This window comes from Enterobacter sp. 296B2, from assembly GCF_034106185.1.
Taxonomy (GTDB): domain Bacteria; phylum Pseudomonadota; class Gammaproteobacteria; order Enterobacterales; family Enterobacteriaceae; genus Enterobacter; species Enterobacter cloacae_N.
The window spans coordinates 13,885-37,951 of record NZ_JAWNCA010000017.1 but is presented as its reverse complement, the minus strand read 5'-3'; the positions used below and the strand labels follow the sequence as shown (position 1 = coordinate 37,951).

The 24,067-nt window shown below is 56.1% G+C and carries 20 protein-coding genes; 6 read left to right on the top strand and 14 right to left on the bottom strand.

Annotated elements, in window-relative coordinates:
• Positions 1–150: 150 nt before the first annotated feature.
• Positions 151–1,518 carry a serine endoprotease DegQ gene (gene degQ / locus URZ40_RS13830; protein WP_116343530.1) on the top strand — a complete coding sequence of 456 codons (1,368 nt, stop codon included), beginning with the start codon at positions 151–153 and terminating at the stop codon, positions 1,516–1,518.
• A 92-nt stretch (positions 1,519–1,610) separates the two neighbouring features.
• A complete protein-coding gene (gene degS / locus URZ40_RS13825; protein ID WP_116343531.1) occupies positions 1,611–2,678 on the top strand; it encodes an outer membrane-stress sensor serine endopeptidase DegS in 1,068 nt (355 codons plus the stop codon).
• 56 nt (positions 2,679–2,734) lie between these two features.
• Here degS and mdh read toward each other — a convergent pair whose 3' ends face one another.
• On the bottom strand, positions 2,735–3,673 hold the full coding sequence (gene mdh, locus URZ40_RS13820; RefSeq protein ID WP_014885422.1) for a malate dehydrogenase: 939 nt from the start codon (positions 3,671–3,673) through the stop codon (positions 2,735–2,737).
• A 397-nt stretch (positions 3,674–4,070) separates the two neighbouring features.
• On the opposite strand from mdh, the gene argR reads away from it, so the two are divergent.
• The 3 genes from argR to yhcN (URZ40_RS13805) all read left to right on the top strand — a co-directional run bounded on the left by argR (position 4,071) and on the right by yhcN (URZ40_RS13805) (position 5,556).
• Positions 4,071–4,541 carry a transcriptional regulator ArgR gene (gene argR, locus URZ40_RS13815; RefSeq protein ID WP_008502836.1) on the top strand — a complete coding sequence of 157 codons (471 nt, stop codon included), beginning with the start codon at positions 4,071–4,073 and terminating at the stop codon, positions 4,539–4,541.
• Between the two features lie 374 nt (positions 4,542–4,915).
• The gene (gene yhcN, locus URZ40_RS13810; protein ID WP_320720697.1) at positions 4,916–5,179 is read left to right on the top strand and encodes a peroxide/acid stress response protein YhcN; all 264 of its coding nucleotides are present in this window, start codon (positions 4,916–4,918) and stop codon (positions 5,177–5,179) included.
• 110 nt (positions 5,180–5,289) lie between these two features.
• Positions 5,290–5,556 (top strand): peroxide/acid stress response protein YhcN, encoded by a 267-nt coding sequence (gene yhcN, locus URZ40_RS13805; protein ID WP_320720696.1) that lies wholly within the window; start codon positions 5,290–5,292, stop codon positions 5,554–5,556.
• A gap of 62 nt (positions 5,557–5,618) precedes the next feature.
• Here the strand turns inward: yhcN (URZ40_RS13805) and URZ40_RS13800 are convergent, their stop codons facing one another.
• The 5 genes from URZ40_RS13800 to aaeX all read right to left on the bottom strand — a co-directional run bounded on the left by URZ40_RS13800 (position 5,619) and on the right by aaeX (position 10,596).
• Positions 5,619–5,891: a barstar family protein gene (locus URZ40_RS13800; protein ID WP_116343532.1), complete on the bottom strand. Its 273-nt coding sequence runs from the start codon at positions 5,889–5,891 to the stop codon at positions 5,619–5,621.
• Between the two features lie 45 nt (positions 5,892–5,936).
• Entirely contained in the window at positions 5,937–7,391 is a 1,455-nt protein-coding gene (locus tag URZ40_RS13795) for an NAD-dependent succinate-semialdehyde dehydrogenase (protein ID WP_302220247.1), read from the bottom strand.
• Positions 7,392–7,479: 88 nt separating this feature from the next.
• Positions 7,480–9,447, bottom strand: coding sequence for a p-hydroxybenzoic acid efflux pump subunit AaeB (aaeB, locus tag URZ40_RS13790; protein ID WP_116343534.1), 1,968 nt, complete (start codon positions 9,445–9,447; stop codon positions 7,480–7,482).
• 5 nt (positions 9,448–9,452) lie between these two features.
• Positions 9,453–10,385 (bottom strand): p-hydroxybenzoic acid efflux pump subunit AaeA, encoded by a 933-nt coding sequence (gene aaeA / locus URZ40_RS13785; RefSeq protein ID WP_028014599.1) that lies wholly within the window; start codon positions 10,383–10,385, stop codon positions 9,453–9,455.
• A 7-nt stretch (positions 10,386–10,392) separates the two neighbouring features.
• On the bottom strand, positions 10,393–10,596 hold the full coding sequence (aaeX, locus tag URZ40_RS13780; protein WP_003860416.1) for a p-hydroxybenzoic acid efflux pump operon protein AaeX: 204 nt from the start codon (positions 10,594–10,596) through the stop codon (positions 10,393–10,395).
• Between the two features lie 179 nt (positions 10,597–10,775).
• On the opposite strand from aaeX, the gene aaeR reads away from it, so the two are divergent.
• Positions 10,776–11,702: an HTH-type transcriptional activator AaeR gene (gene aaeR / locus URZ40_RS13775; protein ID WP_116343535.1), complete on the top strand. Its 927-nt coding sequence runs from the start codon at positions 10,776–10,778 to the stop codon at positions 11,700–11,702.
• Positions 11,703–11,802: 100 nt separating this feature from the next.
• On the opposite strand, the gene tldD is transcribed toward aaeR, so the two are convergent.
• From tldD to csrD, 8 genes are all read right to left on the bottom strand, one after another.
• Entirely contained in the window at positions 11,803–13,248 is a 1,446-nt protein-coding gene (gene tldD, locus URZ40_RS13770; protein WP_320720695.1) for a metalloprotease TldD, read from the bottom strand.
• Positions 13,249–13,332: 84 nt separating this feature from the next.
• Positions 13,333–17,130 (bottom strand): AsmA2 domain-containing protein YhdP, encoded by a 3,798-nt coding sequence (gene yhdP, locus URZ40_RS13765; protein WP_320720694.1) that lies wholly within the window; start codon positions 17,128–17,130, stop codon positions 13,333–13,335.
• A 42-nt stretch (positions 17,131–17,172) separates the two neighbouring features.
• Positions 17,173–18,642, bottom strand: coding sequence for a ribonuclease G (gene rng / locus URZ40_RS13760; RefSeq protein ID WP_320720693.1), 1,470 nt, complete (start codon positions 18,640–18,642; stop codon positions 17,173–17,175).
• Positions 18,632–19,225 carry a nucleoside triphosphate pyrophosphatase gene (locus URZ40_RS13755; RefSeq protein WP_116343538.1) on the bottom strand — a complete coding sequence of 198 codons (594 nt, stop codon included), beginning with the start codon at positions 19,223–19,225 and terminating at the stop codon, positions 18,632–18,634. Before URZ40_RS13755 ends, rng begins: the two co-directional genes overlap by 11 nt.
• Positions 19,226–19,234: 9 nt before the next feature.
• Entirely contained in the window at positions 19,235–19,723 is a 489-nt protein-coding gene (gene mreD, locus URZ40_RS13750; protein WP_008502849.1) for a rod shape-determining protein MreD, read from the bottom strand.
• Positions 19,723–20,739: a rod shape-determining protein MreC gene (gene mreC / locus URZ40_RS13745; protein ID WP_032650442.1), complete on the bottom strand. Its 1,017-nt coding sequence runs from the start codon at positions 20,737–20,739 to the stop codon at positions 19,723–19,725. The genes mreD and mreC overlap by 1 nt, the downstream gene beginning before the upstream one ends.
• A gap of 61 nt (positions 20,740–20,800) precedes the next feature.
• A complete protein-coding gene (gene mreB / locus URZ40_RS13740) occupies positions 20,801–21,844 on the bottom strand; it encodes a rod shape-determining protein MreB (protein ID WP_000913396.1) in 1,044 nt (347 codons plus the stop codon).
• A gap of 282 nt (positions 21,845–22,126) precedes the next feature.
• Positions 22,127–24,067 carry an RNase E specificity factor CsrD gene (gene csrD, locus URZ40_RS13735; protein WP_320720692.1) on the bottom strand — a complete coding sequence of 647 codons (1,941 nt, stop codon included), beginning with the start codon at positions 24,065–24,067 and terminating at the stop codon, positions 22,127–22,129.

The following is a 24,067-nucleotide window of genomic DNA, read 5'->3' as shown; positions in this document are numbered from 1 at the left end:
TTACGGGCGCATCTCTTGCGCCCGTCCTTTCTTCCCGTCCCCAGCTATTATTTAGTCAAACACCTCATTGTTCAGCGGTATAAAATTCAATAACATCATCATGATTTTGGGCCGTTCTTCTTTCATTCCAGGATACGAGAGTCAGCATCAATGAAGAAAAAAAACCAGCTGTTGAGCGCTTTAGCGTTAAGTGTCGGGTTATCTCTCTCGGCGTCCTTCCCTGTCGGTGCGGCGCTGCCTTCGCAGGTGCCGGGGCAGGCAGCTATTCCCAGCCTCGCGCCGATGCTGGAAAAAGTGTTGCCCGCGGTCGTGAGCGTTCAGGTAGAAGGCACGGCGGTTCAAAGCCAGCGCGTACCGGATGAACTGAAAAAATATTTTGGCGATGAGTCCCCCAATCAGCAGGCTCAGCCTTTTGAAGGCCTGGGCTCTGGCGTCATCATTGATGCGGCCAAAGGCTATATTCTGACCAACAATCATGTCATCAGCCAGGCCGATAAAATCAGCGTCCAGCTGAACGATGGTCGTGAATTTGACGCCAAACTGATTGGCGGCGATGACCAGAGCGACATCGCGCTGTTGCAGGTGCAGAACCCAAGCAACCTGACCCAGATTGCCATTGCGGATTCCGACAAACTGCGCGTCGGTGATTTTGCCGTCGCCGTCGGCAACCCCTTTGGTTTAGGGCAAACCGCCACCTCCGGCATTATCTCGGCGCTGGGACGTAGCGGCCTGAATCTGGAAGGTCTGGAAAACTTCATCCAGACCGATGCCTCAATCAACCGTGGAAACTCCGGTGGAGCACTGCTTAACCTTAACGGCGAGTTGATTGGCATTAACACGGCGATTCTGGCCCCGGGCGGCGGCAGCATTGGGATTGGCTTTGCGATCCCGAGCAATATGGCTAAAACGCTGTCGCAGCAGCTTATTCAGTTCGGTGAAGTCAAACGTGGGCTGCTGGGCATCAAAGGTATGGAGATGAGCGCGGATATCGCGAAAGCGTTCAATATTAACGTGCAACGCGGTGCGTTTGTCAGTGAAGTGCTGCCAAACTCCGGCTCGGCAAAAGCAGGCATCAAATCGGGCGATGTGATCGTCAGCCTTAACGACAAGCCGCTGAGCAGCTTTGCTGAACTGCGTTCGCGTATCGCCACCACCGAACCGGGGGCCAAGGTGAAGCTGGGCCTGATCCGTGACGGTAAGCCGCTGAACGTCGAAGTGACGCTGGATAAGAGCACCTCGTCATCTGCCAGCGCGGAGCTTATCGCCCCGGCGCTGCAGGGGGCAACGCTGAGCGACGGGCAGCTGAAAGACGGTACGAAAGGCATTCGCCTCGACACCGTCGAGAAGAGCAGCCCTGCCGCGCAGGCCGGATTGCACCAGGAAGACGTCATCATTGGCGTGAACCGTAATCGCGTGCAGTCCATTGCCGAACTGCGCAAGGTGCTGGAGAGTAAACCGGCGGTCATTGCCCTGCAGGTCATGCGTGGCAATGAGTCTATCTACATTCTGTTGCGCTAAGCATTTGCGATTCCGGGCATCACCGCTGCGTGTGATGTCCGGATAACTCATGTTATGCTGCAAACCGTTCCTTTTTTCACGACACGCGCATCATGCTTTTAAAGCTCTTACGTTCCACTGTCATCGGTTTGATTGTCGCTGGCCTGCTGCTGCTGGCGATGCCGTCTTTGCGTCAGTTCAATAAGCTGTCGGCTCCCCAGTTTGACAGCACGGATGAAACGCCGGCGACCTATAACCAGGCCGTTCGCCGTGCCGCCCCTGCCGTGGTTAACGTTTATAACCGCGGCCTTAATAGCTCAGCACATAATCAGCTGGAGATCCGCACCCTTGGCTCCGGGGTGATTATGGACGAGCGCGGCTACATTATTACGAACAAACACGTGATCAACGATGCCGATCAGATCATCGTCGCCCTGCAGGATGGTCGCGTGTTTGAGGCGTTGCTTGTGGGTTCAGACAGCCTCACCGACCTGGCCGTGCTGAAGATTAACGCCACGGGCGGCCTGCCGGTCATTCCGATCAACCGCAAACGCACGCCTCACATTGGCGACGTCGTTCTGGCTATCGGTAACCCTTATAACCTCGGACAGACGATTACCCAGGGGATCATCAGCGCAACCGGTCGCATTGGCCTCAACCCGTCAGGACGGCAGAACTTCCTGCAGACGGATGCGTCAATCAACCACGGTAATTCAGGCGGCGCGCTGGTCAACTCGCTGGGCGAACTGATGGGCATCAACACCCTCTCATTCGATAAAAGCAACGACGGCGAGACGCCAGAAGGGATCGGCTTTGCTATTCCGTTCCAGCTGGCGACCAAGATTATGGATAAGCTGATCCGCGACGGGCGCGTGATACGCGGCTATATCGGTATCGGCGGGCGCGAAATTGCGCCGATGCATACTCAGGGTGGCGGTATCGATCAGATTCAGGGCATCGTCGTCAACGAGGTCGCACCAGGTGGACCGGCGGCTAATGCGGGGATTCAGGTTAACGATGTCATCGTCTCGGTCAACGGCACGCCGGCAGTCTCTGCGCTGGAGACGATGGACCAGGTGGCCGAAATTCGCCCTGGCTCTATCATCCCTGTGGAAGTCATGCGTAACGATAAGAAACTGACGCTGCACGTGACGGTTCAGGAATACCCGGCCACTAACTGATAAGCATAAAAAAAACGGAGCGATAAGCTCCGTTTTTTTATCGGGTGGCGTGCGTTTTACTTGTTAACGAACTCTTCACCCAGGGTGATATCTTTCTTCAGCGTGTCCAGCATGCCTTCCATCGCGTTTTGCTCAAACGCGCTCAGCGTACCGATAGACTTACGCTCTTCAATACCGTTTTTGCCCAGCAGCAGCGGCTGAGAGAAGAAGCGGGCATGTTCGCCGTCGCCTTCAACGTAAGCGCATTCAACAACGCCTTTCTCACCCTGCAGGGCGCGAACCAGTGACAGACCGAAACGGGCAGCCGCCTGGCCCATAGACAGGGTTGCAGAACCGCCACCCGCCTTCGCTTCCACCACTTCGGTGCCCGCGTTCTGGATACGTTTGGTCAGGTCAGCCACTTCCTGCTCGGTGAAGCTTACGCCTGGGATCTGCGACAGCAGAGGCAGAATGGTCACGCCAGAGTGGCCGCCGATAACCGGCACTTCTACTTCTGTTGGCTGTTTACCTTTCAGCTCAGCAACGAAGGTGTTGGAACGGATGATATCCAGCGTGGTCACGCCGAACAGTTTGTTTTTGTCGTAAACACCCGCTTTCTTCAGCACTTCGGCTGCGATAGCAACGGTGGTGTTCACCGGGTTAGTGATGATACCGATGCACGCTTTCGGGCACACTTCAGCGATCTGCTGCACCAGGTTTTTCACGATGCCCGCGTTGACGTTGAACAGGTCTGAACGATCCATGCCTGGCTTACGCGCCACGCCTGCAGAAATCAGGACCACATCAGCACCCTGCAGCGCAGGACGCGCATCTTCACCGGAGAAGCCTTTGATTTTTACAGCGGTCGGGATGTGGCTCAGGTCAACCGCCACGCCTGGGGTTACCGGAGCAATATCGTACAGGGAGAGTTCTGAGCCTGAAGGCAGTTGGGTTTTCAGTAGTAGGGCAAGCGCCTGGCCGATACCACCAGCAGCGCCGAGGACTGCGACTTTCATCCTAAACTCCTTATTATGGTTAACTTAAGTATCTGTAAATCCGTTGCCGCGACCTTAAATCAGCAAGTCTTTAATTACAATTTTCGAAGCTAAAGAATTTGAGGTCGCACGACTTTATCTCTCACCAGAAAGCTATCTGACGCCAGATGGCAACGAATTAAGAGGTGGTTACAATACACCCTGCCCCGCCACCAAAACAACATCATTTTGATAACATTTAATTTACTTTTAAGCTTATTTGCGCGGCGTGACCCAGGCATGTTTTCTGATAACGAAATCTGATAAAATCTCTCCCTTTCATAACATTATTTCAGCCTGCCGCTGAGCAGATAATTTGCATAAAAATTCATCCACATGCATAATAATGTTGTTTCTTTCGTCATATTCCGGGTGACTTATGCGAAGCTCGTCTAAGCAAGAAGAATTAGTAAAGGCGTTTAAGGCGCTACTTAAAGAAGAGAAATTCAGTTCTCAGGGAGAAATTGTTCAGGCGCTGCAGGAACAAGGCTTCGATAACATCAACCAGTCGAAAGTCTCCCGCATGTTAACCAAGTTTGGCGCGGTGCGTACCCGCAACGCCAAGATGGAGATGGTCTATTGCCTGCCGGCAGAACTTGGCGTGCCGACCACCTCCAGCCCGCTCAAGAATTTGGTTCTGGATATCGACTATAACGACGCCGTTGTGGTCATCCACACAAGCCCGGGCGCCGCGCAGCTGATTGCTCGCATGCTGGACTCGTTAGGTAAAACAGAGGGTATCCTCGGTACCATTGCCGGTGATGACACCATCTTTACCACCCCGGCTAGCGGTTTCTCCGTAAAGGATCTCCACGAAGCGATTCTGGTTCTGTTCGAACAGGAACTGTAATGCTCTCTCCCCGTAGCGCCGCTGCGGGGATCATTCTGCTCTCGTATCATTTCCCCCCTTATTTCACTACCCCTGCTTTGACGATTAGTGCTTTTTACCACTCATTAACATTCACCCAGTGAATAACAATCCCGCAAATCGCACAAAAAATCAAAATGCGATATCCCTATGATTTACTTATAAATACCAGCACAGATTGCTCATAAAACGCCCAATAATATGCAATTTGGTTATAAAAAATCGGGCGTTTAACACGTAATAACAAGGGAAACCATTAGTCTGGTATTAATTTTTGGCGTTATTAGTGTATACTTGATTTTGTGATGAGGGTCACGAAACAAGACCCCACTAAAAAATTCGACGAGGTAAGAATCATGAAAATCAAAACTACTGTAGCGGCGCTGAGCGTCCTGTCTGTCCTGTCCTTCGGTGCTTTCGCGGCTGACGCTATTAATGCTGACCAGGCGCAGTCCCGTGAGGAAATCGGTACGGTTTCTGTCGGCGCTGTTGGCACGTCTCCAATGGACATGCATGAAATGCTGAACAAAAAAGCGGAAGAAAAAGGTGCCTCATCCTATCGCATCATCGAAGCGCGTTCCGGTGACCACTGGCACGCCACCGCCGAGCTGTACAAATAAGTTTTAGTAATCACTGAAGACGTAACTCTCCACTCAACGGCACCAGGCATAAAAATAGCGGTACAACCCTTCTCGCCGTTGAGCAAAAAAACTGTTCAGGAGTAAAGACTATGAAAACCAAATTGATCATTGCAACCCTGGGTCTGGCATCCGTTCTCTCTTTCGGCGCAAGCGCAGCCGTACAGCAAGTGAATACCGATCAGGCACAAAATCTGCAGCCAATGGGCAGCGTCTCCGTGACGTCAGTCACCGGCTCCCCGATGGACATTCGTCAGGAGCTTGCCGCCAAAGCTGAAAAAGCAGGCGCCAGCAGCTATCGCGTCACCGAACTGAATCAGGGTGACCACTGGCATGCCACGGCTGAACTGTATAAATAAACCCTCGTCGTATCTCATCATACGACTTGCCCCTGGCCTCGTGGTCAGGGGCTTTTTTTCATTCAATGCCGCGCGTTAAAGCGCAACTGCCCTTCAAGCTCTTCTTCTGCTTCATCGAACAGCAATATCAGCGCGCCAAAACGTCTGCGCAGCTTTTCAGGAAGATGAATAAACTCAATCTCCAGCGGTAGCGGCAACATACTGCCGGTGACCACATCCCAAAGCGTATCCAGATTCGTCACGCTTTCCCGTTCAAGATCAAACGCCCGGATAAATTCCCGATAAAAGTCTTCCTGACTGTCGATTTCGTCAAAATCAAACGTATAAGTTTTCATTGCCAGCCACCCAGTCCAGGCGGGCGGCAGATGCCGCCCTGTCTATTATAATCCCCCGATATGCAGGGTTTTAACTTCCAGATACTCTTCCAGCCCCAGCACGGATCCCTCACGTCCAAGACCGGATTCTTTCACGCCGCCAAAAGGCCCCAGCTCGGTAGAAACGGCGCACTCGTTAATGCCAATCATCCCGCTCTCGATTGCCTGCGAAACGCGGAAAACCCGGGAGAGGTTCTGGGTGTAGAAGTAAGCCGCCAGCCCGTAGGGCGTGTTGTTGGCGCGCTGGATGACTTCGTCTTCCGAGGTGAAGCGGAAACAGGCCGCAACCGGGCCAAACGTCTCTTCCTCTGCCAGCTTCATGCCTTCGTGGCAGTCGCCCAACACGGTTGGCATCCAGAAATTGCCGCCCAGAGGATGGGGTTTACCGCCCGCCAGCACGGTCGCCCCCCGTGCGACAGCATCTTCAACGTGCTCGCGCACCTTGTTGACCGCCGCAGGTTCGATCAGCGGCCCAACGACCACGCCCTCTTCAAGACCATTCCCCACCTTAAGAGTATTAACCGCATCAGCGAGCTTATTCACAAACTTGTCGTAGACGGTTTCCTGAATGTAGAAGCGGTTCACGCTGACGCAAACCTGCCCCGCATTGCGGAACTTGTTGGCGATAGCGCCCTTAACCGCTTCGTCAATGTCTGCATCCTCGAAAACGATGTACGGGGCATTTCCCCCCAGCTCCATGGAGACTTTTTTCATGGTTTCCGCGGCGTTACGCACCAGCGTTTTGCCGACGGAGGTTGAACCGGTAAAGGAGATTTTACGCACGTCGTGGCTGGCCATGATCGCATCGCTGATCTCATGGGTGTTTCCGGCCACCGCGTTGAGCACGCCATCCGGCACGCCCGCCTGTTTTGCCAGCGTCAGCAGCGCAAAGGCGCTGAGCGGCGTGTTATTTGCCGGTTTGATGACGCCGGTACATCCGGCCGCCAGCGCCGGGCCTAACTTGCGGGTGAGCATCGCCATCGGGAAGTTCCAGGGCGTGATGGCCGCGACGACGCCGATGGGCTCACGGGTCGCAAGAATGCGCGAGCCGGGCTTGATCGGCGGAATAATTTCACCGTTCGCGCGTTTGGCCTCTTCGGCAAACCACTGGATAAAGCTGGCGGCGTACTCCACTTCCCCTTCCGCCTCTTTCAGGGGCTTACCCTGCTCGGTGGTCATTAACCGCCCGAGCCAACTTTTATTCTCAATAATCAGTTCGTACCAGCGGTAAAGAATGGCCGAACGCTCTTTCGCGGTTTTGGCACGCCATGCCGGGAAGGCTTTGGTGGCCGCTGCAATCGCTTCTTCGGTTTGCGCTTTACCCGCTTTCGCAACTTTAGCGATGACCTCACCGGTCGCGGGGTTCAGCACATCAAACGTTGTGTCCAGCGTTTTCCAGAGGCCGTTAACCAGATAGCCGGTCTGAAAAAGAGTGTTGTCCTGAAGCGCCTGGGTCGTCATGTGTCCTCCCTTCCTGAATGTAAGTACGTGCTGGAATAAGTATAGCCACAAAAAAACCGACGCTTTTGGCGTCGGTTTTTTACGTCGGTCAGTTATCAGTTAGGGCATTCTGGTAGCGATGCAGCATAAACACCAGCCGCCCTACCGGCTCGGTCACCTGTGGCGGCGCCTGCCAGTGTTTGAGCTTTTCCTGATAAATATCGAGTTCTTCAAGCAGTTGGGTAAAGTAACGGCGGCGTTTGTCATCGCTGCTGGCGGAAAGCACATGGTCGGCGGTACGACGCAGCTGACGGTGGAAGGCCGAGAGATCGTCGTTGATCGGCACCGGCGCGTTACGCAGACGCTGGTGCGCAATGATCATGGTTAATGCTAGGCGGAACTTCGCGATATCCCCCGGAAACTTGTTCAGCAGTAAAAACAGCTGCTGATAGAGCGCGGGCAGGTGGTTCTCTTTACGGCGCGCGGTATTGGTGGTCATCGACGACACGGCAGCCGACACGAACTGGTTCAACAGCACGCGCCCCGTCCGGGCCTGCGAGTTATCCCGTACCAGCAGAATCACCATCATCGCCAGGAAACACCCAACCAGCTGGCCTAACGCGCTGTCGAGGAACTGGCTGAAATGGAAGGTCATCGGGTTATCCAGCACGATGATATTAATCGTACTCGCCAGCGCCCCCAGCGATCCCAGTCGCCGCTTTTGTACCTCAATGCCGATAAAGAACGCCATTACCGCCAGGCTGATACAGAGCAGCAGCATGCTCTGCTGCGTCGACGGAATGATGACCAGGAAATAGAGCGCGCCTATCGGCAGAGCGGCAATGGTGCCGTAGAGGAAATCAATGGCGACCATGCGCGGGTTAGGCAGACGCATCGCCAGCGCGGTCACGACGGCAATCATCACCATCGCGCCGCTGCCGGACGTCCAGCCCGTCCACAGCCAGAAAAGCGTGCCGAGCATACAGGCAAGCGTGGTACGCCAGAAGTTGACCATCGCGTGGTGCCGCTCAGCAGATTCCGCCTTGATCACTACTTCGCCCTGGAGCACCTCTTCTTCCGCCGCGCTGATTTTAGTGTTGCTGATTACACCGCGTTTCAGCAGCAGATAGCGCGTCGCGGCGCCGACCCAGGTGTAGATGGTCACCGGCGTGTCGCGCTCCCCGGTCCAGGCAATCACACGGCGCATGCGCTTAAGCTGCTTATGCACGTCCTGTACGGTGTCTACCGGCTCGGCAAACAGTTCGCGGAACGTATCGGTAACCGCTTCCGGTCGAGTGTTCTGGATGAGATAGGTTTCGCACGCCTGGGTAATCAGCGTCAGAGAGACGGTGTTAAGGGCTTTAAGGCGACGATTCGCCCGGGCCCAGCGCGACGACTCCATATTGAGGTTGCTGCGCATCCCTTCCAGGGCCTGCGTACGGCGTACCAGCCCGCTCCACGCTTTATCCACCTCTTCGCTGTCGCCGTGTTTAATGCACAGCTGCATCAGTTGGTACTGGGCAACGATCAGCGCGTCCAGCTCGCGATCCACCTCTTGCTTGATCGAGCGCGGGGAGAAAAGCAGGTCAGCCACGATCGCGCAGACAATACCAATCACAATCTCGCTGCAGCGCTCCACGGCAAACTGCGGCGCGAGCAAGGGTTCGGACTGGATCGTGATAACAATAATTAGCGCGGTATAGCCCGCCAGCCCCCAGGCGTAGGAGTTCTCCACTTTTACCAGAGACGAAATCCAGGTGCAGAAACCCGCCCAGATGCAGCACACCATGAGCATCAGCAGCGGCGTGCGGATCATCAGAATAATAATGGTCAGCGCCGCGAAACAGCCAATAAAGGTTCCGATGATACGCAGCATCCCGCGATAGCGGATCGCACCAGAGTAGGGCTCCCCGCCCGCGGCGAAGGCAGGACCCGCCGCAACAATCGCGGCGGTGAGCACCGCCCAGCGAGGGGTTTCAAGCTGGAAATGGAAGCCGACAAACAGCGCCAGCACAATGGCGCACGCCAGCTTCACGGCGAAGCGAATATGCTGGCTGGCGATGGAAAAGATACCCATGGCGATTAACCAAACTCGCGCAGGCGGTGGGCAATTTTACGGAAGAGCGAATCCTGGCTGGCATCCCGATCTTTTTCGCCGGTGATCACCACCGTCGCGGTAGTGCCCGCTGGCCACAGGTTGCCCTGCTGTTCGTCCAGATGAATACGTACTGGCACGCGCTGTGCCAGACGCACCCACTCCAGGTTGGAGTCCACCGTCGCCATCCCTTTGGCATCGTTAGAGCTGCTGGAGTTGGTTACCCCTGCGGCAACGCTGTCGACGGTGCCCTTAAAGACGCGGTTGCTGCCAAGCGGCGTAACTTCAGCCCGGTAACCCGGACGAACCCCCTCCAGCTTGGTCTCTTCCATATAGGCGAGCACGTAGAAGGAGTTCTGCTTAACCAGCGCCACGGCGGTTGAGCCGCGGGTAATGAACTCCCCGGCATAAACGTTGAGGTTGGTCACCCAGCCATCGGCTGGCGCGCGGATCACGGTACGCTCCAGGTCGAGCTTCGCCAGATCGCGCGTTGCCTGCGCTTTCGCCAGCTGGTGCAGCACGGTTTGCAGCACGTTGTTGGACTGGTCTATCTCTTCGCGGGACATGGCCTGTACGCCCAGCTGGTTACGACGACCCGCCTCGCGGCGTTTCTCCGCGGCCAGCGCCTGGTAATAGGCCACGTCGGCTTCCGCTTCCTCCAGCGCTTTCTGGTAGCGAGGCTGGTCGATGGTGAACAGGACCTGATCTTTTTTCACGAGCTGGTTATCGTGAACGTTGACCGCCGTGATAAGACCGGCCACGTCAGGGGCTATTGCCACCACGTCGGCGCTGAAGCGTGCATCACGCGTCCACGGTGATTCGGTGTAGTAGACCCAGGCACGGAAAATAGCGATGAAGGCGAGGATAACCAGCGCCATTGTGATGGCAGTGCGGGAGATTTTTCTTGTTAGCGTTTTCACATCAACCTCAGACAAACATGCGCGATATCAGGTAAAACAGGCAGCAATACAGCGCGGTATTGAACAATGCAGGGTGCCAGACAAAATCGTAGATCCCGGTAGGGACCAGCACCTTGCGCACCAGCCAGAAGATCGCCAGTGATAAAAGAAGCTCGAAAAATATCGGTGGGAACGACAGACCGAACACCACGATAACGGGAAACAGACTCATGTTAACCTTGATAAGAGAGAGTGCAGGCTTCAGAATTTTTTAGCGCACGCCACCGCAGGAGAGCAAGAAACGCCGGGCGAGAATGGCGCAGCCGTTATGTAATTAATAATATATTAACGTAACTGTTATGCTGTTATCTATAATATGTGATCTAAATCACTTTTAAGCCAGAGTGAACAATGGAACGTTTAAAACGCATGTCGGTCTTTGCCAAAGTGGTTGAACTGGGCTCGTTTACCGCCGCAGCACGCCAGCTTCAGATGAGCGTCTCATCCATCAGCCAGACGGTGTCCAAACTGGAAGATGAGCTTCAGGTTAAGCTGCTCAACCGCAGTACCCGCAGCATTGGGCTGACGGAAGCGGGTAAAATTTACTATCAGGGCTGCCGACGCATGATGCATGAAGTGCAGGATGTTCATGAGCAGCTCTATGCCTTCAACAACACCCCCATCGGCACGCTGCGCATCGGGTGTTCTTCAACTATGGCACAAAATGTTCTCGCTGCCATGACGGCAGACATGCTGAAGGAGTATCCAGGCTTAACGGTAAATCTGGTGACGGGCATTCCCGCGCCGGACCTGATTGCCGACGGGCTGGACGTGGTGATCCGCGTCGGCGCGTTGCAGGATTCCAGCCTGTTCTCGCGCAGGCTGGGCAGCATGCCGATGGTCGTCTGCGCCTCGAAAAGCTATCTGGCGCAGTACGGCGTTCCGGAGAAACCCGCCGATCTCACCAACCACTCGTGGCTGGAGTACAGCGTGCGGCCCGATAATGAATTTGAGCTGATTGCCCCGGAAGGGATCTCTACCAAACTGCTGCCGGAAGGACGGTTTGTCACTAACGATCCAATGACCATTTCGCGCTGGCTGGTGGCCGGTGCCGGGATCGCCTACGTGCCGTTAATGTGGGTGATCAACGAGATCAACAGCGGCGTGCTGGAGATCCTCTTCCCGCGCTACCAGTCCGATCCGCGTCCGGTGTACGCCCTGTATACCGAAAAAGACAAACTCCCGCTCAAGGTACAGGTGTGTATTAATTATCTGACCGAGTATTTTGTGGACGTGGCGGAGCTGTTTCAGGGGATGCGGGGAAGAAGAAAAGAATAGGTCTTTCCCCTCACCCTAACCCTCTCCCCAACGGGGAGAGGGGACTGCTCCGTGCGGTCTTTTCTCCCCGTTGGGGAGAGAGCCGGGGTGAGGGGGGAAATTACGCCGTGCCGCCCACCGTCAGGTTGTCCACTTTCAGCGTTGGCTGGCCCACGCCAACCGGCAGGCTCTGGCCCTCTTTACCGCAGACGCCCACGCCGTTATCCAGCTTCAGATCGTTGCCGACCATGGAGATCTGCTGCATGGCTTCAATACCGGAGCCAATCAGCGTCGCACCTTTGACCGCTTTGGTCACTTTTCCTTTCTCGATCAGATACGCTTCTGACGTGGAGAAAACAAACTTACCGGAGGTGATGTCCACCTGGCCGCCGCCAAAGTTTGGCGCAAAGATACCGTAGTCCACGGATTCGATAATCTCCTGCGGTGTGGATTTGCCCGGCAACATGTAGGTGTTGGTCATGCGCGGCATCGGCAGGTGCGCGTAGGATTCACGACGGCCGTTACCCGTTGGCGCTACGCCCATCAGGCGCGCGTTGAGTTTGTCCTGCATATAGCCTTTCAGCACGCCGTTTTCGATCAGCACGTTGTACTGGCCTGGCGTCCCTTCATCGTCGATAGCCACCGAGCCGCGACGATCGCGCATGGTACCATCATCCACCACGGTGCAAAGCTCAGAGGAGACGAGCTGCCCGATCTGGCCGCTGAACACGGACGTTCCGCGACGGTTAAAATCGCCTTCCAGACCGTGGCCCACCGCCTCGTGCAGCAGCACGCCCGGCCAGCCTGCGCCCAGCACCACCGGGAATGTTCCGGCTGGCGCCGCGACGGCATTCAAGTTCACCAGCGCCATGCGCACGGCTTCTTTTGCCCACGCGTCAGCGCGCGCTTCGCCGTCAACGTCGCCCAGGAACCAGTCATAGCCGAAACGACCGCCGCCGCCGCTTGAGCCGCGCTCGCGTTTGCCGTCGTCATCGACCTGCACGCTGATTGAAAGACGCACCAGCGGACGCACATCGGCCGCCAACGTACCGTCCGTTGCCGCCACCAGAATCAGTTCATACACACCACTCAGGCTGGCGGAGACTTCCTGCACGCGTTTGTCGGCGGCACGCGCCACTTTGTCCACGCGGCGCAGAATGTCCAGCTTCTCTTCACGGCTCATGCTCTGCAGCGGATCGATGCTGGTATAGAGCGCAGAGTGCTGCACTTCACCCAGAGTTTTCACGCGACCATCGCCGGCATCGCGCACAATGGTACGCGCGGCCTGCGCGCTCTGCTCAAGCGCGGCCAGGCTTATCTGGTCGGCATAGGCAAAACCGGTTTTTTCGCCGCTCACGGCACGCACGCCGACGCCCTGGTCGATGTTGTAAGAGCCATCTTTGATGATGCTGTCTTCTAAAACCCAGGATTCGTGATAGCTCGACTGGAAATAAAGGTCGCCGTAGTCGAGACGGCGTTCGGTCAGTTGACCAAGAATGGAGAACAGGTCCTGATGGCTCAGGCCGTTCGCTGCGAGCAAATGTTCACTTACCAGGTTCAGACTCATCGTATTGCTACTCGTTCGTTGCCGCCCGTGGCGGTATAAAGATCGTATTTATTGAGAGTGAGGCAATTACCTGCCCACGTCAAATCATTGCTGTGCATCTTTGCGCGGCTGGCGCAGCACCTCGTTAATCTGCGGTTTATCGACCGGACCGGTAATGCGATAGCGCAAAATGGAGACCTTGCTCCACAGCGGCCCCAGCACTTTACTGGCGGCAAACACCGCCGCCCCGACAATCGGGTTCACCACAAAGGCCGCCGCCACGCCAACGCTCGCGGAAATTTCCGGCGCCACCACGGCTTCCATATCCAGCTCGCGACGCACGAGGTTGACCGAGCCCTTCATGGCGATATCCGCTTCAAGGCCATCCACCAGCGTGTCGTCCGTGTGCAGAACGCCGTCCTTGATCCACGCCGTACTTCTGATGGAATCGTAGTAGAAGCCTTCGCTGAAGGTGTCGCTAAAATCAAAGCGCAGCTTGCGCAGCAGCGCATCAAAACTCAGCAGGCGCAGGATCTGTCCGGCGCGCCCCGTGCTCACGTCGGCGATTTCGCCTTTGCCAAAGTGTGTTTTCAGAATGCCGTTCAGTGACGCTTCGTCTGGCTTCCAGGGGGCATCACGCCAGTGAAGATCGTAATTGATGTTAAATGACGAACCGCGCAGCGGCGTGCTGATGCCAAAGAAGTTGGCTGCCGCATCCAGCTTGTTGCCTTTAATGTCACCCTTCAGGGACGTTCGCTGCTCGCCCGGGTTATTCACCCATTCCCCGCCCGCCGTCATGCGGCCAAAGCCGGTGTCGATCAATCCGCCGGAGAGCTTGAGCGTATTCCCCTGGATGGCAAAATCACCGTCGATACGGCCGTACTTTTGCCCCCACAGCCAGCACTCCGCGCAGCGCAGCTGCACATCGGGCCAGCCGCTAAAATCGACGCGGGAAGTATTACTCAGCGGCGAGGCATTCGCCGGTTTATCTTTACCCGCGGCGGCCGGGTTGTAATAGAGATAGCGAATCGCTGCCTGCCACGGCGCGTTGTTGCGCATGGTCAGCGTGCCGTTGATCTCCCGGCCCTGTGCCTCCACTTTTGAGCCGTTAGCGGTTGGCTGAGAGACAATGCTCAGGTTGTTCCATTGCTGTCCGCCCAGCATCAGCGACGGCGTGCGTACGGTAATGGTCTGCGGGAACTGGGCGGCCTCATCAACGTTTTGCCCAACGCCTTTCTGGAACAGCGCCAGCCACTCCGCGCCGTCCATCGACGGGAGGTTCAGCTCAACGCCCGCATGCTCAGGCAACGGCGGCGTGGTTTTGCTGTCCGTCGTCCAGATGGCTTTGTCGAGGGTGAGCTTGCGGTTAAGCAGCCAGCGGCTGTTGAAGTGGTTTGTTCCGCCCGCGCTTCCGGTCAGCGCGAAGCTGTCCAGATTGCCATCCACGTTAAGCTTCACCGGCAGCGACTGTCCGTCCTGTTTATCCAGCGGCGCAGGCAACTGGCTTCGAATATTCTTCAGGTCACCCGTAATGTCGACCTTATACTGTGCCCCCGCATGATAAGGCAGATCGATTGCCACTTTGCCCTGCCAGGCGACCGCACCCGCCACTGACGCCTCAATCGGCTTCGGCAGGACCTCCATACGCGACGGCTGCCAGTTGCCGTCCAGATTGACGGCCACCTGATAAGCCTTTTGCCCCTCGGCTGTCGAGAAGTCGATATTCACGGGCTGATTAAACCAGCTGGCGGTAAGCGGCTCGCTTTTCAAATTACCGTTCACAAAGCTGAACTGTCCGCTGAGGTTTTTGAGGGTGCTATCAAGCGGTTTAATGTACAGGCTGTTGTTCTTCAGCCGGACGTCACCTTTGGCGGTGGTCATCTCACCGTCCAGCGGGATATCAAGATGTAAGCGAGCATTCACATCGCCATCGAGCTGGAGCTGCTGAAGGGTCGCCGCCAGCGACTCTTTCAGTGGCGTCTCCTCAAAGTACGGTCCCACCGCTTTCCCCGGGCCGTTGATGTCGGCATCAATCAGCAGCTTCTCTTTTGAGTAGTCCGGGATGTTGGCCGTCAGGTTGCTGGCCGTCACGCCGCCCAGCGCCACGCTGTCGGACTTCATCCATAGTCCGTCGTTGAGGAAGTTAAGCTCGATATTCAGGTTTTTCAGCGCGGGCCAGCCCGGCTGGAACGCGAAGGTCGCGTTATGCAGCGGCACCAGCACCTGAAACTGGCCTTCATTATGTTTGTACGGGAAAAGATGCGGGTTACCGCCGTAGACCAGCGTGGCATTGTCCGCCTGACCGCCCTGAATTGCGCCGCTCAGATAGTCGACCAGCGCCTTACCCATCAGGTTTTCCGGGAAGTATCGCCAGGCCTGAGAGCCGTCATCGGTGCTGATCCCGGCCAGAATGCCCAGCCACGGCTCATCACCTTCAGGCTGCAGATAGCGGAAATCGCCGCGCGCGTGAACCGCTTTGGCTTTCACATCGATATGGCGGCCATCAAGCTGGAAACCTTTGTCGTTACGTAGCCAGTTAAGCACAGCGCTGCCCTGTTCAATTTCCAGCGGCGCGCGGAAGGCCGTCTCGTAAGGCATTTTGGCGTTGTGCATATTGGCCGTCAGCCTGCCGTTATCCACGCTGCCTTCCAGCTTGCCGCTGAAATGCTCCGCACCCGGTAGCATCTTCCACTGCTTCCAGGCAAGGTCTTTCCAGGATGCCTGGAAACGGGTTTTTTCCGTCGCCTGGAGCGGGATATCCAGCGCCAGAGAATCAATATTTCCGCTCGGCTGCGTCGCCAGCCAGATCTCGCCCAGGTCCGGAGAGAGTTTTGCGGCCATCGAGCGCAAGCCTTCAATGGCCGCCAGATCCAGGTTACTGGCGCGGATGCGCAGCTCATCGCTGCGTTTGCTGGCCGCGCCGCCCACGTCCTGCTCCGGCATCCAGGCCAGCGTCAGCGCACCGCGCGGCCACGGCTTGCCGTCCATCGTGATACGCGTATCGGGGATGGCAAACTGCCAGCCCTCTTTCTCCTGCGTCACGTGCGCGGTGAGGTTATCGACGGAAAGCTGATGCTGCTGTTTTTCGCCCTTCCAGCTCGCGCCCCCCTGCTTCAGCCAGATATCGCCGCTGGCAAATTTCCCTTTCGTCAGGGTCATCCAGCCCTCAAGGCTGAAACGGGCGGTTTCCAGCTGCATATTTTGCTGTAACCAGTCGCCGAGCCAGGGCTTCACGTCCACATCGTCGGCCTGCAGCCAGACTTTACCGTTGTTTAGCAGGCCATCATCGTCCCGCAGGTCCATACGCACCTGCATGACGCCGTGCTGGCCGTTCAGGCTGGAAAGATTAACCTGCCCCTCGGCGCGGTGCCGATCCTTACCGTTGAGCCAGGTTAGCTGCGGGATCGCCAGCTCGGCGCGCTGGCCGGAAAGTGTAATAAAGCTCACTTCGCTGTCACGGAGATCGAAATGATCGAACTGGCGGAGAAAGAGATCGCTGAAGCGGTTGGCTTCGAGGCCCTGATTGTTATCACCGCCCGTCAGCGGCGTATTGGTCAGAAACTGGAGTTGATAAAAGGTGAGATCGCGAAACTGCCAGCGCAGATGCAGCAGGCTTTGCCAGACGTCCAGCGCCAGGGTGACGCGTTTGATTTTCAGATAACCGCCGTCTTTCAGGCTTGCGTTGATATCCCGGACATCGAGCGTCGGGCCAAAATTCTGCCAGCTGGCGCTGACCTGGCTTACGTCCACCGGCACGCCGGTGGTGGATTCGATTTTCGCCAGCAACTGCGGACGCCAGCTGTCCAGATGCGGTAAAACGAGGCGTAGCCCGCTCACGAGCAACGCGACAATCACGACCAGCGTTGCCCCTGTAAGCAATAAAATCCCCGGCAATCGCCTCACGCATCTCTCCTTGTCAGCTTTTGTCACGCAGCGAACTGCGTTTTACATCATTACGACGTCAAACTGCTCCTGGTTATAGAGCGGTTCAATTTGTACTTTTACCTGTTTGCCGACAAAGATTTCCACTTCCGCCAGCGCGTGCGACTCTTCGCCTTTTAGCGCTTCAGCCACCGCAGGGGAAGCATAGACCAGAAAACGATCGGAGTCGTAGGCATGATGCACACGGACGATTTCACGCATAATTTCGTAACAGACGGTCTCAACCGTCTTTACCGTTCCACGTCCATGGCAGGTTGGGCATTCATTACACAGCACATGCTCAACGCTTTCACGGGTACGCTTGCGCGTCATTTCTACCAGCCCCAGCTGTGAGAAACCGTTGATGCTGGTCTTAACGCGATCTTTACTCAGCGCCTGCTCCAGCGAGTGCAGCACGCGACGGCGATGATCTTCATTACTCATATCGATAAAGTCGATGATGATAATGCCGCCGAGGTTGCGCAGACGAAGCTGGCGCGCAATTGCCTGCGTGGCTTCGATGTTGGTGTTGAAGATGGTGTCATCCAGATTGCGATGGCCGACAAACGCGCCGGTGTTGATATCAACGGTGGTCATCGCTTCGGTCTGATCGATGATCAGGTACCCGCCGGACTTCAGTTCGACCTTTCGCTCCAGGGCGCGCTGGATCTCGTTCTCGACGTCATAGAGATCGAAGATCGGCTGACGCCCGGTGTAATGCTCCAGCAGGCCTGGCATTTCCGGGATGTATTCAGCGGTAAACTCCAGCAGCGCTTCATACGTCAGGCGAGAGTCCACGCGGATGCGGTCGAGCTGCGCATCGGCAAAGTCACGCAGCACGCGCTGCGCAAGCGCCAGTTCACCATAGAGCTGGTAGCGGGTCTGGTTGCGTTTTTTACGCTCCATCACTTTGGTCCAGACGCGCTTCAGGTAAGCCGCATCCGACGCCAGGTCTTCTTCGCTGATCCCTTCTGCGGCAGTGCGGATAATAAACCCGCCCTGTTCATCGCAGTAGGTGCTGACCACTTTCTTAAGACGCTCGCGCTCGCTTTCGCTCTCAATACGCTGCGAAACGCCCACGTGCGACGCGCCAGGCATAAAGACCAGATAGCGGGAAGGTAAAGTGATGTCGGTGGTCAGACGGGCACCTTTGGTACCGAGGGGATCTTTCACCACCTGCACCATCAGATCCTGTCCCTGACGCACCAGTTCAGAAATATCGCGCACGGCAAACTGCTTTTGCTCTTCGCCCGCGACGCACTCGGTGTGCGGCATGATGTCGGAGGCATGTAAAAATGCCGCCTTATCCAGTCCAATATCTACAAAAGCCGCCTGCATACCCGGCAGTACACGACTGACACGACCTTTGTAGATATTGCCTACTATTCCGCGCCGCGCTTCACGCTCAATATGAATTTCCTGAAGAATCCCACCGTCAATATAGGCCACACGGGTTTCCGATGGCGTTACGTTTACCAACAATTCAGCCGTCATAATTATCCCTTCCCTCACGCAGTGAGTTAAAATTGCTCAGCAACTCATACGTTTCCACCAGCGGTAAGCCGACTACGGCGTGATAGCTGCCATTAATCTTCCTGACAAAACAGCCACCCAGCCCCTGAATACCGTATGCACCTGCTTTATCCATCGGTTCACCGCTGGCGATATAAGCGGCGATCTCGTCGTCGGTTAGCACTCTGAACGTGACATCCGTAACTACCAGGCAATCCAGCACGTGCTGGCTGTCCGCCAGCGCGACGGCTGTCATCACCTGATGCGTTTGTCCGGACATTTTGCGCAGCATGCGCGCCGCATCGGCGGCGTCATGCGGTTTCTCAAGGACTTCACCGTTAAGGATAACGATGGTATCTGCTCCCAGCACGGGCAGATCGCGCGGCACGCAGGCCACGCCCGCCTGCGCTTTCTCGCGTGCCAGGCGAGACACGTACTGCTGAGCACTTTCGCCCTCAGCACGTTTTTCTTCAATGCCGGTCACGATGCGTTCAAAAGAGACCCCTAACTGCGTCAGGAGTTCCTGACGGCGCGGGGAGCCGGAAGCAAGATACAGAGACGTCATAGAAACCTTTTATTGCACAGCAAACTGCTGGCGAACCTTACGCATCAGCAGGAATAGCCACGGCCAGAGCACACCGTTTACTACACTACTCCAGAACACTTCCGGTCGGAAAGAGACGTTGATCACTAAAAACTCTGCCCAGAAAACAACGATATCCGCAGCAAGCGACAACAGCATCACGACCAGGGCCTGTTGCCAGAGCGCGAGGTTACGAAAGAGCTGGAATTTCAGTGCGACGAGGTACGCAATAATGCTCATGGACAGGGCGCGCACGCCCAGCGTAGAGCCACTAATGAGATCCAGTATGGCACCCATCACAAAACCCGTGCCGACATTTACGCGGTGCGGCAGGGCAAGGATCCAGTAAAGCAAAATGAGCAAGACCCAGTTTGGCCGGAAAACGAGAATATTATCCGGCCAGGGCATAATCTGCAGCAACAGTGCGATGAGGAACGAGAGCCAGATGACCCAGCGTCCCTGGCTACGATAACTTGCCACTACTGCCCTCCCGAAGAGAGTTTAGGCGGTGGCGGCGCGTCTGGCAGCGGCTGCGTTAAACCGGTTGCCGGCGCGGGCACTGGCGCAGGCGGCCCCATAGAGTCCGCTGGCGGGAGAACTTGCGGCATCATCTGCATCAGGCGTTCGTTCGCCACGCGATGCACCTCTTCAGGCGTCATCGGATTAGCACCGTTACGATCGGCGCCCCAGAGCAGCAGCAGGTAGCGCAGACGCTGTAAACCGGCGGTTGGACGGGCCTGAATCACGGTGTACGCACGCTGAGTATCCAGCTTAACCGAAGAGACCACCGCAACCGGGTAGCCCTCAGGGAAGCGTCCACCCAGACCGGACGTCACCAGCACGTCGCCGACACGGATGTCCGTGTTAGCCGGCAGGTGTTCCAGCTGCAGATCGTCCGTGCAGCCGTTACCGGCCGCAATCACGCGGATATCGTTACGCAGGACCTGGATCGGCAGTGCGTGTGTGGCGTCGCAAATCAGCAGCACGCGGCTGGTCAGTTTGGCGACGGCAACAACCTGGCCTACTACGCCCTTATCACTGATGACGGGCTGACCTTCATACACCCCGTTCACGCTCCCTTTGTCGATCACAACCTGATCGCTGTAGGGGTCGTTCACGGTGGAGATCACCTGGGTAACCATCTTCTGCTCGTCCTGACGCAGCGGCGAGCCGAGCAGTTCACGCAGACGCGCGTTTTCCTGCTTGTATTGCCCCAGCATCAGCAGTTCGCTGTTTTTCAGCAGCAGTTCCTGGCGTAATGCCCGGTTTTCAAGTTCGAGCTGGTCTCGTGAAGACAACGTTTGAGAAACGGAGTCGAGCAGTTCACGGGGACCATTTGATATAAAGTAGAAAGGACTGACGGCGGTATCCATGTACGTTCGGATCTGGCTGAACGTACCGAGGCGGCTATCGGCAATAATGACGCCAAGCGCAACCAGAACCGCCAGAATGAGGCGAAACTGTAGCGATGGGCCACGGCTAAAAATTGGCTTCATAGGCTATGCGTATTCTCGTGTCAGAGAGAAAGGGTAGCGATTCGCTACCCTTTCACCATGACTACTCTTCGCTGAACAAGTCGCCGCCGTGCATGTCGATCATTTCCAGCGCCTTGCCACCACCACGGGCGACGCAAGTCAGTGGATCTTCTGCAACTACGACAGGAATACCTGTCTCTTCCATCAACAGGCGGTCGAGGTTACGCAGCAGCGCACCACCACCGGTCAGAACCATGCCGCGCTCGGAGATATCGGACGCCAGCTCTGGTGGACACTGCTCCAGCGCAACCATTACCGCGCTCACGATGCCCGTCAGTGGTTCCTGCAGTGCTTCCAGAATTTCGTTGGAGTTCAGGGTAAAACCGCGTGGAACACCTTCCGCCAGGTTACGACCACGTACTTCGATCTCACGCACTTCATCGCCCGGATACGCAGAGCCGATTTCGTGTTTGATACGCTCTGCGGTGGCTTCACCGATCAGAGAGCCGTAGTTACGGCGCACATAATTAATGATGGCTTCATCGAAGCGGTCACCACCGATACGTACGGAAGAGGAGTACACCACGCCGTTCAGAGAGATCACGGCCACTTCAGTGGTACCGCCACCGATATCCACCACCATAGAACCGGTAGCTTCGGAAACAGGCAGGCCAGCACCGATGGCCGCAGCCATTGGCTCTTCAATCAGGAACACTTCACGTGCACCTGCCCCCTGGGCAGATTCACGGATTGCGCGACGTTCTACCTGGGTTGCGCCAACCGGCACACACACCAGAACACGCGGGCTTGGGCGCATGAAGCTGTTGCTGTGAACCTGCTTGATGAAGTGCTGAAGCATTTTTTCAGTCACGAAGAAATCAGCGATAACGCCGTCTTTCATTGGGCGAATGGCGGCGATGTTGCCAGGGGTACGACCCAGCATCTGCTTCGCGTCATGACCCACTGCGGCCACGCTTTTCGGCGAGCCTGCACGATCCTGACGAATGGCCACAACAGAAGGCTCATTCAATACGATGCCTTGTCCTTTTACATAAATAAGGGTATTCGCGGTACCCAGGTCAATGGACAGGTCATTGGAAAACATGCCACGAAATTTTTTCAACATACTAAGGGATAATCCTGAAAGCTGGGGCGGAAAACAAAATCCGCTTACTTTACCAACCACACGCAGCAGCGACAAGGCGCAAAAATCATCTGCAACGGTGAAAATTTGTGCAGTACGTTTCCTGATGTTACAAATTCATCCCCTGACTCCCTCAGGGCTGAGTAAACAGTCGTGTTCCTCACTGGCATTTGTAACCCGTTAAAGGTCGTTCACTGGCTTTTTGCTCGACATACTCAAAGCTACAGGCGCGATATTCTACGTGAAAACAACGTAAACGGCAGGTCAAACAGAGTATCTTTGCAAATATTTTTTCACGTTGGTGTCAAGCGGCTGAGAGGCGGCAAAAAAATCGCCCTGACCGCCCGTCACCCCGCGCTCTGTTAACATCTGCCATTCGCCTCTGGAGCGCACGCCTGCGGCAAATACCTGTGTTCGTGTTCCTTTGCACGCTTCAACCAAACTCTGAACCAGCAGCTGGTTTTCCGTGCGCTTTTCAATATTTCTTACCAGCCCCGGATGTAGCTTTAATAGCTCCACATCCAGCTCCTTGATCCAGTTGGTACTAACCAGCGTTAAACCAGCCTGCGTTACCGCGACACGCGCACCGAGCGCGTTGATCAAACGGACCACTGGACGCAACCGGCTGATGTGTTGACCTACATCCGCCTCAGCAAGTTCAAAAATAATGTGTTTGCGTTGCGATTTTTCGCATTGCATTAATGTATCACGCAGCCAGCGCTGAAAACGCGGGCGTATTAATGACTCAACGGTAACCTGTAACGCCAGATTCTCTTCAGGCCAGAATGATAAAAACGGAATCAAGCGTGTAATTTGCTGGCGGTCATACTCTTCGGAGAGCCCAAATTGCAGCACCATTGGCAGATATTCCGCAGAAATAACCTCTTCCGTCCCGTCGAAAATACGGCACATCAATTCCCGGTGATGGACATAGCCGTTTTTCATGACCGCCGGTTTTTGATATATACGTGGCCCACCACGACTCAGCATTTGCTCAATCAACGTACGCCAGCGCACGTTTCCGCGGCCTTTTTCTGGCAGCGAATCATCATAGACAGCCCATCCGTTCGCCCCCTGTAGCACGGCGTTGCGGGTGGCCGCTTCCGCATGCTCCATCACCTGTTCTGTCGACTGCCCGCCACGCCAGGCGCAGATCCCCATGTGGACCATATCGTCCCTGTCGAGCATTTTGCTCTGCGGCAGCGCATCAACCGCCTTCAGCAGCTGGCTGGCAATACTTTCTGATTCCTTCAGCGTGCGGTGCGGCAGCAATACGGCAAAATCGCTGCGGTGGTAGCGGGCCAGCAGCGCCCCCGGGTAGCGCAGAATAAAGGTGGAGAGCAGGTTGATCAGCGTAAAGAGATTTTCTTCCGCCGCCCGCTGCCCCCATGTGTCGCGCAGCAGATCGAAATCAGGCAGGCGAATCATCATCACCACCCCGTGCGTGCCCACTTTCTCCGGGTCGTCGAGCAGCGTGGCGAGTTGGTTGTCAAAGAAAAGGCGGTTGTTAAGGCCGGTTTTATTATCCTGCGCGGCATAAGAGCGGATCAGCGTATCCATACGGCTGCGCTGGTCGCTGGCAAACTGGATTTCTGAGAGCAGCGTATCCAGCGCGCTGCTGGCGCGTGACGGCCATTCATGGACCGAGCCGCGAACCTGCGGGCCGCGTTCACCGTTCAGGATACGTACGGAGCGGATCTCCAGCAGTTCCTGACCAGAGAGCTGGCGGCGCAGCCAGCGGACCGCGAGGAAAACCAGCAAAATAATGAAAGCGACGGCGACAGTGAGCGGCGCGGTGGTCATCATAGAACGGAAATAGCTGGCCATCGGATCGAGGTAGACCATGCGTATGGTCATACCCGGATTTTTGAGGGAGTGCACCGTCACTTCCCGATACTGGCTCACCACACCCGCAGGTCGATAGCTGTCCTGCCGTTCATGGCTTAAAACCGGATGCTTTCCCTGCTGAATGTCGATCTGGATAATATCAACCGGCACCATCAACTCATCCAGCTCCCGGGAAAGCTCAGGAAGTGGAGTGGTCAACAGACGCGTATCAATGACCGACGCAACGGACTGCACCCGGTTGACCAGTTTGTCCTGAATGGCGTTATAAAAGCTCAAAGAGCAACCAAGAAGCGTGACAAAGATAGTAAGCCCCGTCAGCAGGGTGATAAAAGCCGAGAACTTCGTCGTTAATCGCAT